Source organism: Pedobacter alluvionis, assembly GCF_003664035.1.
GTDB lineage: Bacteria > Bacteroidota > Bacteroidia > Sphingobacteriales > Sphingobacteriaceae > Pedobacter > Pedobacter alluvionis.
On sequence record NZ_RCCK01000012.1, the window covers coordinates 194557 to 207428 of the forward strand.

Annotated in this window: 12 protein-coding genes; 9 read left to right on the plus strand and 3 right to left on the minus strand. The window is 36.8% G+C overall.

From position 1 onward, the window contains the following. Positions 1 to 3: 3 nt before the first annotated feature. From BCL90_RS14795 to BCL90_RS14810, 4 genes are all read left to right on the plus strand, one after another. On the plus strand, positions 4 to 963 hold the full coding sequence (locus tag BCL90_RS14795; RefSeq protein WP_121284778.1) for a PhoH family protein: 960 nt from the start codon (positions 4 to 6) through the stop codon (positions 961 to 963). A 103-nt stretch (positions 964 to 1066) separates the two neighbouring features. Next, the gene (locus BCL90_RS14800; protein ID WP_121284779.1) at positions 1067 to 2011 is read left to right on the plus strand and encodes a phosphoribosylaminoimidazolesuccinocarboxamide synthase; all 945 of its coding nucleotides are present in this window, start codon (positions 1067 to 1069) and stop codon (positions 2009 to 2011) included. A 43-nt stretch (positions 2012 to 2054) separates the two neighbouring features. Beyond that, entirely contained in the window at positions 2055 to 2432 is a 378-nt protein-coding gene (locus tag BCL90_RS14805; RefSeq protein ID WP_121284780.1) for an STAS domain-containing protein, read from the plus strand. 70 nt (positions 2433 to 2502) lie between these two features. After that, positions 2503 to 3408 (plus strand): ribonuclease Z, encoded by a 906-nt coding sequence (locus BCL90_RS14810; protein WP_121284781.1) that lies wholly within the window; start codon positions 2503 to 2505, stop codon positions 3406 to 3408. Positions 3409 to 3589: 181 nt separating this feature from the next. Here the strand turns inward: BCL90_RS14810 and BCL90_RS14815 are convergent, their stop codons facing one another. From BCL90_RS14815 to BCL90_RS14825, 3 genes are all read right to left on the minus strand, one after another. Then, positions 3590 to 4543, minus strand: coding sequence for an MlaD family protein (locus tag BCL90_RS14815; protein ID WP_121284782.1), 954 nt, complete (start codon positions 4541 to 4543; stop codon positions 3590 to 3592). Positions 4544 to 4714: 171 nt separating this feature from the next. Continuing rightward, the gene (locus tag BCL90_RS14820; RefSeq protein ID WP_121284783.1) at positions 4715 to 5491 is read right to left on the minus strand and encodes an N-acetylmuramoyl-L-alanine amidase family protein; all 777 of its coding nucleotides are present in this window, start codon (positions 5489 to 5491) and stop codon (positions 4715 to 4717) included. 23 nt (positions 5492 to 5514) lie between these two features. Further along, positions 5515 to 6378, minus strand: coding sequence for an N-acetylmuramoyl-L-alanine amidase family protein (locus BCL90_RS14825; protein WP_121285155.1), 864 nt, complete (start codon positions 6376 to 6378; stop codon positions 5515 to 5517). A 74-nt stretch (positions 6379 to 6452) separates the two neighbouring features. Between BCL90_RS14825 and BCL90_RS14830 the strand changes: the two genes are divergently transcribed. The 5 genes from BCL90_RS14830 (at position 6453) to trxA (ending at position 12870) form a co-directional block, all read left to right on the plus strand. Continuing rightward, entirely contained in the window at positions 6453 to 9113 is a 2661-nt protein-coding gene (locus tag BCL90_RS14830; protein WP_121284784.1) for a putative LPS assembly protein LptD, read from the plus strand. Between the two features lie 4 nt (positions 9114 to 9117). Beyond that, positions 9118 to 10362 carry a competence/damage-inducible protein A gene (locus BCL90_RS14835; protein ID WP_121284785.1) on the plus strand — a complete coding sequence of 415 codons (1245 nt, stop codon included), beginning with the start codon at positions 9118 to 9120 and terminating at the stop codon, positions 10360 to 10362. Positions 10363 to 10418: 56 nt separating this feature from the next. Continuing rightward, complete coding sequence (locus BCL90_RS14840) at positions 10419 to 11771, plus strand: dihydrolipoamide acetyltransferase family protein (RefSeq protein WP_121284786.1); 1353 nt, start codon at positions 10419 to 10421, stop codon at positions 11769 to 11771. Positions 11772 to 11842: 71 nt separating this feature from the next. Beyond that, positions 11843 to 12457, plus strand: a complete 615-nt coding sequence (locus tag BCL90_RS14845; protein WP_121284787.1) for a hypothetical protein — start codon at positions 11843 to 11845, stop codon at positions 12455 to 12457. Between the two features lie 116 nt (positions 12458 to 12573). Next, positions 12574 to 12870, plus strand: coding sequence for a thioredoxin (gene trxA, locus BCL90_RS14850; RefSeq protein ID WP_121284788.1), 297 nt, complete (start codon positions 12574 to 12576; stop codon positions 12868 to 12870). The last annotated feature ends 2 nt before the right edge of the window (positions 12871 to 12872 follow it).

Consider the following 12872-nt stretch of genomic DNA (forward strand, 5'->3'; position numbering starts at 1 on the left):
AGTTTGAACGAATTAAAATTAACCCTGGATACCGTAAATCCTGCTCACTTTTGGGGGCCGAACAATGAGAATTACGAAATGATTAAAGGCGCTTTCGCAAAGTTAAAACTTGTTGCGAGAGGTAGTGAGGTTAAGGTTCTCGGTGATGAACAGGAACTTAAGGCTTTCGAAGAGAAGTTTAATCAACTAATTGCGCACCTTGAAAAATACAGCTCATTAAGCAATAATGATGTGGAAACAATATTAGGTGCAAAGGCAGCGGGCGTTGCAAAAAAAGATGTAGAACAACCAACAGGTAGTGGAGGAGAAGTAATTGTTTTTGGCACAAACGGTCTGTTGGTAAAAGCAAGAACTGCAAATCAGCGTAAAATGGTAAGTAGTATTGCTAAAAACGATATTCTGTTTGCCATAGGTCCTGCCGGGACGGGAAAAACATATACTGCAGTAGCACTAGCGGTTAGGGCTTTAAAAAACAAAGAAATTAAACGCATCATTTTAACCAGGCCGGCGGTTGAGGCAGGAGAGAACCTGGGGTTTTTACCAGGCGATTTAAAGGAAAAAATCGATCCGTATTTACGCCCGCTATACGATGCATTAGATGATATGATCCCTGCTGAGAAATTGAAATTCTACATCGAAAACCGTACAATAGAAATTGCACCCCTGGCATTTATGCGGGGCCGTACCTTAGATAATTGCTTTGTGATTTTAGATGAGGCTCAAAATGCTACCGATATGCAGTTAAAAATGTTTTTAACCCGTATGGGCCCAACCGCAAAATTTATTGTTACAGGTGATGTTACACAGATTGATTTACCTAAAAAACAAATGTCTGGCTTATTCAACGGCTTAAGGATTTTAGAAGATATTAAAGGTATCGATATTATTTACTTAAGCGGCGAAGATGTGGTAAGACATAAATTGGTAAAAGATATCTTGAAAGCTTACGGTGATATTCAATAGTTGAATCCTGAGTCGCTAGTCTATAGTCTTGAGTCTAAATTGACTTTGGACTATGGACTCAACACTTCGGACTTTCACACTTTTTTCCTATTTTTATCCCCTCATGAAAGCACTTAAAGAAACTCATTTCAATTTTCCAAATCAAAGTAATTTTTACAAGGGTAAAGTCCGCGATGTATACACTATAGCCGACCAGTTTATGGTAATGGTGGTATCTGACCGTATTTCTGCTTTTGATGTCGTATTGCCTGAAGCCATTCCATTTAAAGGACAGGTGTTAAACCAAATTGCAGCTAAATTTTTAGCAGCTACTCAGGACATCGTTCCCAACTGGGTTTTAGACGTGCCAGATCCAATGGTTACCATTGGCCGTATCTGTGAGCCATTTAAGGTTGAAATGGTAATCAGAGGTTACTTAGCAGGTCACGCATGGCGTGAATATAGCGCGGGGAAACGTTCGGTATGTGGCGTTTCTTTGCCTGATGGATTGAAAGAAAATGATAAATTGCCTCAGCCAATTATTACACCAACAACCAAAGCTTCAGTTGGGCATGATGAAGACATTTCAAAAGAAGATATTTTAGCAAAAGGCATTGTTTCCATAACCGATTACGAAAAGTTAGAAGAATATACGCATGCCTTATACCAAAGGGGAACCGAGATTGCTGCAAAAAGCGGATTGATTTTAGTTGATACGAAATACGAGTTTGGTATGGCTGATGGTGTAATTTACCTGATCGACGAAATTCACACTCCAGATTCTTCCCGTTATTTTTATGCTGAAGGATACCAGGATCGCCAGGGTAACAATGAACCACAAAAACAACTTTCAAAAGAGTTTGTTAGAAAATGGCTAATTGAAAATGGTTTTCAGGGAAAAGATGGACAAGTTGTACCAGATATGACACCTGAAATCGTAAATTCAATTTCAGAACGTTACATTGAACTTTATGAAAAAATTGTAGGGGAGACCTTTATAAAAGCTGATGCTGATGCGATTTCAAGCCGCATTGAGACTAATGTTTTAAAGGCTTTAGAAACACTTTAAATTCGAAAGAAATTTATACATTAGTACCATAAAGATTAGAGAGATGAAATTTTCAGTAGATAAACACGATAAATATGTAAGCTTAAAGTTAGAAGAACATAAGTTTACAAATGACAACGCCCCAGGTTTAAAATCAGAGTTCTATTTGCTTAATGCAGAGGGATTTCAGAATATAATTGTTGATTTAAGTTATGTTACAGAGTGTAGTGATGCACAGGATTTAAGCTGCTTATTGGTTGGCGACAGGCTTTGCAAATCGGTAGGCGGATTATTTATTGTAACCGGAATTAATGATGAGCTGGCATCAATTATCGAATTATCAAACATATTTCAATCTGTAACGTTTGTTAATACAATAGATGAAGCTACTGATTTTATCTTTATGGATGAGTTAGAGAAAGAGTTTAGAGGCGCTAAATAACAAAATATTTAAATAACATTCCGGCCTCGTAGTTTCTAAAGATCTACGAGGCTTTTTATATCTTATCATGATGAAATTTGAAGTTACAATTTTAGGAAGCAGTTCTGCAACTCCTGTATTTAACAGGAATCCTTCTGCACAACTGTTAAATTGTAATGAAAAATATTACCTGATTGATTGTGGTGAAGGTACACAACAACAATTGGCTAAATACAACCTTAAAGCAGCCCGTATAGATTATATTTTTATCAGCCACTTACATGGCGATCATTATTTCGGTTTAATCGGATTGCTCTCCAGTTTGCATTTAAATGGCAGGTCAAAACCCATGCAGATATTTGGTCCCACACCTTTATTGGAAATTTTAGAAATCCAGTTTAAACATTCCGATACCATGTTGAGGTATCCAATTGAGTTTTTTCCAATCGAAGCCGATCAGTCAATACAGATATTCGAGAATAACGATTTAATAGTTAAAACCATTGTTTTAAATCACCGTATCCCTACTACAGGCTTTATCTTTCAGCAAAAGAAACGACAACGTAAATTAATAAAAGAGAAGACTGATGAAGTGCCTATGGCTTATTATACAGCCTTAAAAAAAGGAATTGATGTAGAACTGCCCAATGGCGATATTTTGCGCAGTCAAGATTACACTACCGAGCCAGATGCACCGCGATGTTATGCCTATTGCTCGGATACCTTGTTTGACGAAAGTTACTTTGCTACTATAAAAGATTGCGATACCTTATACCACGAAGCTACCTTTATGCACGACTTATTGGACAGGGCTAAAGAAACACATCACACTACCGCTTTGCAGGCAGCAGAGGTAGCAAAAATTAGTGAAGCTAAGAAATTACTCATTGGCCATTTTTCTTCACGTTACAAAACCTTACAAATGCTTTTAGAAGAAGCACAGTCTGTTTTCGAAAATACGGAGTTAGCTGTTGAGGGAAGGACCTTTCAACTTTAACCCGAGTCAGATTATCTTTAATAATAATTAAAAAATGATGTAATGTCGAGACGTTACCCTGATCCGATAGCTATCGGATTTATTTCAGGGGCTAGATGCTGAAATAAATTCAGCATGACGAACGCCATAAAAAAAGCCTTACAATTTAAAACTGTAAGGCTTTCGCATTTATAAAAATTAATTACTTATCTTTTTTATTGCCACCTCCAAATACAGAGAAGTGAACATAACGCTTAGGGTTAGCTTTCAAATCAATCATTAATTCATCAAGATTTTTTGAAGCATTATTTAAATTCTGATACATTTTATCGTCGTTTAGTAACAATCCTAAACTGCCTTTTCCACTTTTAATTCCAGAAATTACGCTTTGTAAATCAGCAATAGCATTGTTTGCATTATCTAAAGTCTGTTTAAAGTTTGCAGCAGCAAACTTATCGGTAACGGTATTAATATTGGTTAAAATATCACTTATTTTTTGGTTGTTGTTATTTAAGTTTGCAGTAATGCCTTCTACATTCCTAAAGATAGCTTCAATACGTTTACTTTCCGAACCTACTAAACCATCAACTTTTTTCGAGGTTGTTTCTAACGAAGCTAATGTACCCGCAATACTATTAAAGCTTTTATCAACGTTTTTCTGAAAGTTAGGGTTCAGGATAGAATTGACACTACTTAAAATAGAATCCATTTTACCGATGATTAATTCCGCTTTCTTTTGAACCGGCTGTACCTGCTCCATTAAACCTTTTTCTACATTAGCATTTAAGGTAAAACCATCTTCAGCCATTTTTTTAGAGTTACCTAACGACATTACAATAGCCTTGCTACCCAAAAGATCTGTACCTTCTAAGCGCGCAATACTGTTTTCGGGAATTTCGTACTTACTGTTTACGCTTAACGTAGCGATAATGCTACCGTCTCCCTGTAGCTCCAATTTAGCCACGCGGCCAATCTGATAACCATTAATAAGGATAGGTTTTGATACAGTTAAACCGTCAACCCTGGTATATTTTGCATATAATGTAGTTTCACTTGAGAAAATTGAATTTCCTTTTAAAAAATTATATCCAATTATTAATAAAGCAATGGCAAATGCAGCTAAAATACCTACTTTGGTTTCGTTCTTAATCTTCATGAGTGTTTTATTTAATGGCTACAAGTGCTGAGATCTGTTTTCTTCACTTGTTAGAGCGTATTATTTTTTTATTGTGCTAAACCCTATAAATACATAAAGGCGGCACTATTTGTTTGGTATCTGATTTATATTTTTTTTCAAAGTTAAAATAACTATCATTTATAATGCCACTTATTTAACCTCAATATTTTTTTTGTATGTTTTTATTGCTTCCAAAATAGAATTGGCGATCTCGTTCTGTCCTTTTTGAGAATTAATATATTTTTCTTCCTCTGTATTCGAGATAAAACCTACTTCTGTTAAAACTGCAGGCATACCACAGCGTTGCAATACCAAAACCCCCTGTTCTTTAACACCGCGGCTAAATCGCTCATCCCGTTTGATATAACTGTTCTGTACTAATTTTGCAAATTTAATGCTTTTGTCTCGAAAGGTATTTTTTAAAAGCGATAAAAGAATAAAACTACTCGGATTACCCGGATCGTAACCATCATACTTACTTTTGTAGTTCTTTTCCAATTTAATATCGGCATTCTCGCGTATGGCCGCATCTTGTTCCTTTAACCGGTGCGATCCTGCAACCAATGTTTCAACACCTTTAATATGCTTGTTGCCTGGAGGCATTGAATTGCAATGTACGGATATAAAAAGATCTGCTTTAGCTTCGTTCGCTATTTCGGCCCTTCTGTATAAATCAACGTCTATATCTGTTTTACGTGTGAAAATTATCTTAATTTCAGGCATTTCCTCGTTTAATAATGCACCTAGCTTCAAAGCAACCTTCAACGAAATATCTTTTTCTTTCGAAAAACTACCGGAGGCTCCAGGTTTTCTTCCTCCATGGCCAGGATCAATAACAATTGTTTTGATCTTATATCCCTGAGCGGGTACTTTTTCAACAACGAGTAACGAAAATAAGAATATTGTAATCAGAAGTTTAATCTTCATGCATTCGGGATATTAAAGGATATTTAAAATGATGTTTCGGCTATACGTTTATAATTTTTAATCGCTTTAATAATGCCACTTACAATTTCATTTTGTCCTTCAGGAGAGTTCATATAGTCCTCTTCTTCCGGATTACTCACAAAACCTATTTCTGTTAATACGGCGGGCATCGCTGCACGAGCCAAAACGGCAAGGCTTTTCTCTTGTACGCCCCGGTTGATCCGGCCAGCATTAACGTATTCCTGCTGAAGCATTGAAGCAAACTTTAAACTTCTCTCTCTATTCGTTTGTTTCATTAAGGATAACATAATATCACTTTCGGGGGTATTCGCAATAAAACCCTCATAGTTTTTCTGATAATTCTCTTCCAGAAACATGGATGCATTTTCTCTTTTGATCACTTCATCCTGTTCACCTAAACGGCCTGTTCCAGATACAAAGGTTTCCGTTCCTCTTGTTGAGGTGCTCTTAGAGGTAACGGTTCTGTAAACGGGTACTTTTCTACCCCGTACTTTCTTATAATAATCTACCACTCTTGATACCCTAACAGGCATATCATTTAAGTGAATGGAAATAAATAAATCGGCCTTTGCATTATTTGCAATATTGATACGCTCATATAAAGGAATAAACACATCCGACTCGCGGGTATAAATAACTTTAATATCTTTCAAACTATCCTGAAGCGCCCGGCCAAGATTTAATGCGGTTTTAAGTGCCACATCTTTTTCCTTAGAATACACTCCATGCGTTGCACCATCTTTACCACCGTGACCGGCGTCGATCACAATTGTTTTAATTTTATATTCCTGCGCAAACACCTGATTATCAAATGAATTTGATAACACTAAATAAATAATAATTGTTAAAATGGATTTAAGATACATCAATGGTATATTTTTCACTAATTTTGAACGTTTTTGATTAAACATCGGTGCAAAAATAACATTCAAACACGAATTTGAAACTCCTGAAGAGCTCTATTTTACTAATATCTGTCATTTTATTAACACTTGTTGTTGGTAAAGCTAACGCATTTTCTCATTTTTCATTGCAACAAATCATCAGGCAAGACACAACCAAAAAGGATACCACTAAAAAGACAGGCAAAAATAACAGCAGTATTGACCAGAAAGTAGAATACAAAGCAGAGGATTCGGTAAAAATGAGTGCCGATAAAAGTATTGTCTATTTATACGGAAATGCAAGGGTGGTATACGGTGATTTTGAGCTAGATGCGGCCTTTATCAAGTATGATAAAAAGCAAAATTCTATTTTCGCCCGTGGTGTTAAAGATCCAAAAACTGGTAGATATAGCGGGAAACCGATTTTTAAATCAGGTGCCGAAGGAACTGCCATAGCCGATTCTATTTTTTACAATTCAGAAACAACCCGGGCCAAGGTATATGGTGTTTTTTCTGAGCAGGAAGGTGGTTTCTTCTCTGGCGGACAGAGTAAAAAGCAGATAGATGATGAGTTGCACATTAAAAATGTAATGTACAGTACCTGTAATCTTCCACATCCTCATTTTGGATTAATGATTTCTAAAGGGGTAGTAACGGAAAAGCAGATTATTACGGGACCAGTTTACATGATTATTGAAGATATTCCTACTTTCCTGGGGCTGCCATTTGCATTTTTTCCTAAACCAAATAAACGAACATCAGGTGTAATCCTTCCCACACCAGGCGAAGATGCAACAAGGGGATTTTTCTTACAAAACGGTGGTTATTATCTCGGATTAAACGATTATTGGGATGCTAAACTTTTAGGTTCTATTTATACCAACGGCTCTTATGAAACGAGCGTACTGAGTAATTATACCAAAAGATATAAATACAATGGTAATATCAACTTAGCTTACTCTAGTTTTAAAGATGGTTTAGAAGGCACTGAGGCTTTTAGAAACCCCACCAAAAACTTTAGTATTAACTGGAGCCATAGCCAAAATGCCAATGCCAATCCTGGTACTACATTTAGTGCAAGTGTAAGATTGGTATCAACGGGAAGAAGAGGATACTATAAAAATACCGCTGCTGGTGCTTCTTACGATATTAATACGATAGCAACCAACTCGACAAGTAGTAGTATCAGTTATGCTAAGGCTTATTCTAACGGCATGAATTTCTCTTTGGCTGCATCAAGTGATCAGACTTTAAGTACAAGAGCAATATCGCTTAGATTACCTGAAATGACTTTCAACGTGCCTACATTTAACCCATTTAGTTCTAAAAATGCAGTAGGCGAGCAAAAATGGTATCAAAAAATTACGGTAGGTTATAGCTTACAGGGAACAAATCGCATTGATACTTTTGATAGTTTGCTTTTTCAAAATGATGGTTTAAAACGTTTAAGGAGTGGTTTTTCGCACAGTATTCCTATAAATATGTCGTTCACAGCTTTGAAATATCTTAACTTTAGTTTGGGCGGTACCTACAACGAAGTTTGGAATTTCCAGAGTGTAAATAGAAGATACACCAGTTATGCCGACAATACTTTTTCATTTAGGGAAGATACCATCAGTGGCTTTAAAAGAGCAGGAAGTTATAGTTTGTCAACAAGTATGTCGACTAAAATTTACGGAAGAAGAGATTTTAATCCGGCCGGTAAGATACAGGCAATGAGGCATGTAATGACCCCAAATGTATCTTTCTCTTACTCTCCGGATTTTACCAAAGCAGGGGCAGGGCCTTTTAGACCCGCAATAAATCAGGATGGAAATCAAATTTACATCAGCGGGCAACCTTTAAAATATTCTATTTTTGATGGTATGGCACAGCCAGGTTCTTTTGGTGGCCCCAACGCGTCAATTGGTTTTGGTTTGGATAATACCGTTGAACTAAAGGTGAGGAATAAGAATGATACAACCGGAACTGGCTCAAAAAAGATCCCAATCATCCAGGGTTTGAGTTTTAGTGGTTCATATAATTTCCTGGCTACATCCTACAAATTATCTACCATTGGTTTTAGTGGCCGGTCGCAGTTTACAGATAAATTGGGGATAAATTACAATGGAACATTAGATCCATATTCACTTAAAGATACCCTGGTTAATGGCCTGTCTTCAAAAATTAGAGAAGATCGTTTATTTTTTCAAAAAGGTAAATTTTTACCCCGTTTAACCAACTTTGGCTTCTCGTTCGATTACAGTTTAAACCCAGAAGCGTTAAAACGTAAAAATGAGGCTAACGATAAATTAGGTGAAGCAGCCAATAAAAAAGGGTTGACTGATATACAGTCAGAACAATTGGCGGCTATAAGTCGTGATCCGAATGCCTTCGTTGATTTTAACATTCCCTGGAACTTCTCGTTTGCTTATAGTTTCCAATATCAAAATGACGGAAACACGACCAGCCTTTCGAACACATTAACATTTAATGGCGATGTTAACTTAACACCAAAGTGGAAAGTTACTTTTCAATCTGGTTACGATTTTAAGAATAATGGTTTAACACCAATGAATTTAGCTATTTATCGCGATTTACATTGTTGGGATATGAGTGTACAATGGGTTCCATTTGGTGCTTACAAAAGTTATTCTCTTACCATAAAAGTTAAGGCATCAATATTGCAGGATTTGAAATTGAGCAAAAGACAAGGTTTTTACAGCACATACCGATAAATTTATGCTAGCCGAAATAATTACCATTGGCGATGAGATACTCATTGGCCAAATCGTTGATACCAATTCTGCCTGGATGGCTAAACAGTTAAATTTAATTGGCGTTTCCGTTAAGCAGATTACTTCAGTTTCTGATGATGAACAACATATTTTAGAAGCGCTCGAACTTGCCGAAAAACGTGCAGATCTTGTTTTAATTACTGGTGGTCTAGGCCCCACCAAAGATGATATTACCAAGAAAACTTTGGCAAAGTATTTCAATATGGGCTTCCGTAATGATCCTGGTGCATTGGAAATGGTTCGTCAGATTTTCGAAAAATACAAACGTCCTTTATTGGATATTAATATTCAGCAAGCCGATGTTCCTGATGGTTGTGAGGTTATTGTAAATAAAAATGGTACTGCGCCTTGCATGTGGTTTGAACAAAACAACACCATTTTTGTATCCATGCCAGGTGTGCCTTACGAGATGATGTACCTGATGGATGATGAAATTCTACCCAGAATTACAAGCAGATTTAAGTTGCCCTTTATTGTTCACAAAACCATACTCACGGCAAATATAGGCGAATCATTTCTGGCCAAAGAGATTGAGGAAATTGAAGATAGCTTACCGGCGCATATCAAACTGGCTTATCTGCCAAAATTAGGGCAGGTACGTTTACGTTTGTCAGCCAAAGGCGATAATGAAACAGAATTGAACAAAGAGGTTGAAGTTTACGCTAAACAGATCATATCAAAAGTGAATAAGTTTGTGGTAACCGATGAAGATATTCCCCTGGAAAAAGCGATTCTGAACCTCATGAAAAGTAAAGGACTTACTTTATCGACAGCAGAAAGCTGTACCGGTGGATACATTGCCCATTTAATTACACAACATGCTGGTTCTTCTTCGGTTTATTGGGGTGGGGCAGTAGCTTATGCCTACGAACTTAAAGAATCTATTCTTGGCGTAGAAGAAAGTACGTTAAACACCTTCGGTGCCGTAAGTGAGCAAACTGTGACCGAAATGGCCGAAGGCGCAATAAAACATTTTAAAACCGATTACGCCATTGCCGTTAGTGGCATAGCTGGTCCGGGGGGTGGAACAGACGATAAACCGGTTGGTACGGTATGGATTGCAATTTCTTCAAAAAACAAAACTGTAGCTAAGGTGTTTAATTTCAGTAACAAACGGATTCAAAACATTGAACGTTCTGCTGCATCGGCATTGGCCATGTTATTAAATCTCCTTAAAGAAACAGTTTAGAAAGAATAAAAACTGTATTTTTGTAGCGTTACCAATATAAAATACTGTAATTTAATATGGCTCAATACGAACTATTGTTACCAAAAATGGGTGAGAGTGTTGCGGAAGCAACGGTGATTAAATGGGTAAAACAACCAGGTGATTCTATTGATTTAGATGATACCATTCTGGAAATCGCTACCGATAAGGTAGATTCTGAAGTTCCATCTCCGGTTGCCGGTAAATTGGTAAAACAGTTATTTGCTGCAGATGAAGTTGCCCAGGTGGGCGATGTAATTGCCATTATTGAAACCGAAGGCGGAAAGGACGCTACAACTGAAGCACCAGTTGCAGAAAAACCAGTAGCTGAAGAAAAAATTGAGACTATTCCCGGTATTGAACAACTACCATCAGAAAATGCGAACGTAGCAACTGATTTCAGCGCGTCTGAACGCTTTTATTCCCCTCTGGTTAAAAGTATTGCTGCTCAAGAAAATATTTCATTAGCTGAGTTAGATGCGATTAAAGGCTCTGGTGCTGACGGACGGTTAACTAAAGATGACTTGTTAGTATATATCGCTGATAAAAATAATGGAGAATCCATTTCAAAAACCAAAACAGTTGTTTTAACGCCACCTGCACCACCAACAAGCCAAATAGTAGAAAATAAAGTAAGTTCAGCACCGGTTGTAAATAAAACTTCAACAACCAGTGTGAGTGGTGGCGACGAAATTATTGAGATGGACAGGATGCGCAAGTTGATTGCCGATCATATGGTAATGAGTAAAACCACTTCTCCGCATGTTACTTCTTTTGTTGAAGCCGATGTAACCAATATGGTTTTATGGCGTAATAAAGTAAAAAACAGTTTCGAGAAACGTGAAAATGAAAAAATAACATTTACTCCAATATTTGTAGAGGCAGTTGCTAAAGCAATAAAAGATTTCCCGATGATCAATGTTTCAGTTAATGGCACACAGATTATCAAAAAGCGTGATATCAATATTGGTATGGCTGCTGCTTTACCAAGTGGAAATCTAATTGTTCCTGTAATTAGAAATGCTGATCAGTTAAATTTAGTTGGCTTAACAAAAGCAGTTAATGATTTAGCTATTAGAGCGAGAAACTCTAAATTAAAGCCTGATGAAACGCAAGGTGGAACTTTTACATTAACCAATGTGGGTAGTTTCGGAAATGTAATGGGCACGCCAATTATTAACCAGCCACAAGTGGCAATTTTGGCAGTGGGCGCCATTAAGAAGAAACCTGCAGTGTTGGAAACCGAGCACGGTGATGTGATTGCGATCAGGCATATGATGTTTTTATCATTATCGTACGACCACAGGGTTGTAGATGGTTCTCTTGGAGGAATGTTTGTACGGAGAGTTGCAGATTATTTAGAAAGCTGGGACCTGAACAGAGAAATTTAATCAGTTTGCAGTTTTCAATTAAAAGTTTTCAGTTGGCTTGATACCAACAATTACCAGTTTAACAATCAAGAATGTTAGCGTCAAATTTAAAATCGATAGTTTCGGATAACGTATTGCATGCCAAATGGTTAAATACGTTATCTTATATGGAAAATGCAGGTGCAAAGAAGATTTCAGCTTCTGAGCATAAAGAAAATGTAAACCTGATTATTCTTAAACATGCTGCAGAAGAACATCGTCATGCTTATTATTTAAAAAAGCAAATTTCGAAGATTGACGACGCGCTTTGTAAAACTTATACCAATGCCGAGCTGTTATCTCCAAATCATACAAAATACTATTTACATGCTTTAGATATTGCGGTTTGCCGTTATTTAAAAGCTGTATTTAATCTTTCCGGTTACGACTTAAAATTCGCGGCGTATTTATTTGTGACTTACGCCATCGAAGTGCGTGCAGATGAACTGTATCCAATTTATCAGGCCGTTTTAGATGAAGCTAAAAGCAAGGTGAACGTAAAATCCATTATTTTGGAAGAGGAAGGGCACCTTGAAGAAATGATGAATCAATTGGTTAGTTTTTCTGACGATTGGGAAAATCATGCAGCTGAAGTAATCAAAATCGAAAAAGCTTTGTTTGAAGGTTGGGTTGCTGCCTTAGCTGCAGAATTGCCAATAAGCGCTTAAATAATCGCTGATTTTCAGAGCGAAAATACATTAAGAAGTCAAGTTTTAAAAAAACTTGACTTCTTAAGTTAAAAACCAATCCAATTATTTGTTGTTTCTAAATAAAGATAAATATCATGTCTAAGTTTTCAGATTTAATTAACGGTGATAAACCTGTATTGGTAGATTTTTTTGCTGAGTGGTGTGGTCCCTGTAAAATGATGAAACCGATCTTGGAACAATTAAAATCGCAGTTGGGAGATTCAGTATCGATTATTAAAGTAGATATCGATAAAAATCAACCAGCCGCTTCATCGTTCAATGTTCAAAGTGTTCCTACTTTAATTCTGTTCAAAAAAGGAAAGCAGGTATGGAGGCAAAGTGGTGTTTTACAAGCTTCGCAATTGAAGCAGGTGATTGATACACATGCTTAGCC

Coding starts and splice junctions, on each gene's coding strand:
- BCL90_RS14800 (WP_121284779.1), top strand. CDS start 1,067: ATGAAAGCACTTAAAGAAACTCATTTCAATTTTCCAAATCAAAGTAAT.
- BCL90_RS14805 (WP_121284780.1), top strand. CDS start 2,055: ATGAAATTTTCAGTAGATAAACACGATAAATATGTAAGCTTAAAGTTA.
- BCL90_RS14810 (WP_121284781.1), top strand. CDS start 2,503: ATGAAATTTGAAGTTACAATTTTAGGAAGCAGTTCTGCAACTCCTGTA.
- BCL90_RS14815 (WP_121284782.1), bottom strand. CDS start 4,543: ATGAAGATTAAGAACGAAACCAAAGTAGGTATTTTAGCTGCATTTGCC.
- BCL90_RS14820 (WP_121284783.1), bottom strand. CDS start 5,491: ATGAAGATTAAACTTCTGATTACAATATTCTTATTTTCGTTACTCGTT.
- BCL90_RS14825 (WP_121285155.1), bottom strand. CDS start 6,378: ATGTATCTTAAATCCATTTTAACAATTATTATTTATTTAGTGTTATCA.
- BCL90_RS14835 (WP_121284785.1), top strand. CDS start 9,118: ATGCTAGCCGAAATAATTACCATTGGCGATGAGATACTCATTGGCCAA.
- BCL90_RS14840 (WP_121284786.1), top strand. CDS start 10,419: ATGGCTCAATACGAACTATTGTTACCAAAAATGGGTGAGAGTGTTGCG.
- BCL90_RS14845 (WP_121284787.1), top strand. CDS start 11,843: ATGTTAGCGTCAAATTTAAAATCGATAGTTTCGGATAACGTATTGCAT.
- trxA (WP_121284788.1), top strand. CDS start 12,574: ATGTCTAAGTTTTCAGATTTAATTAACGGTGATAAACCTGTATTGGTA.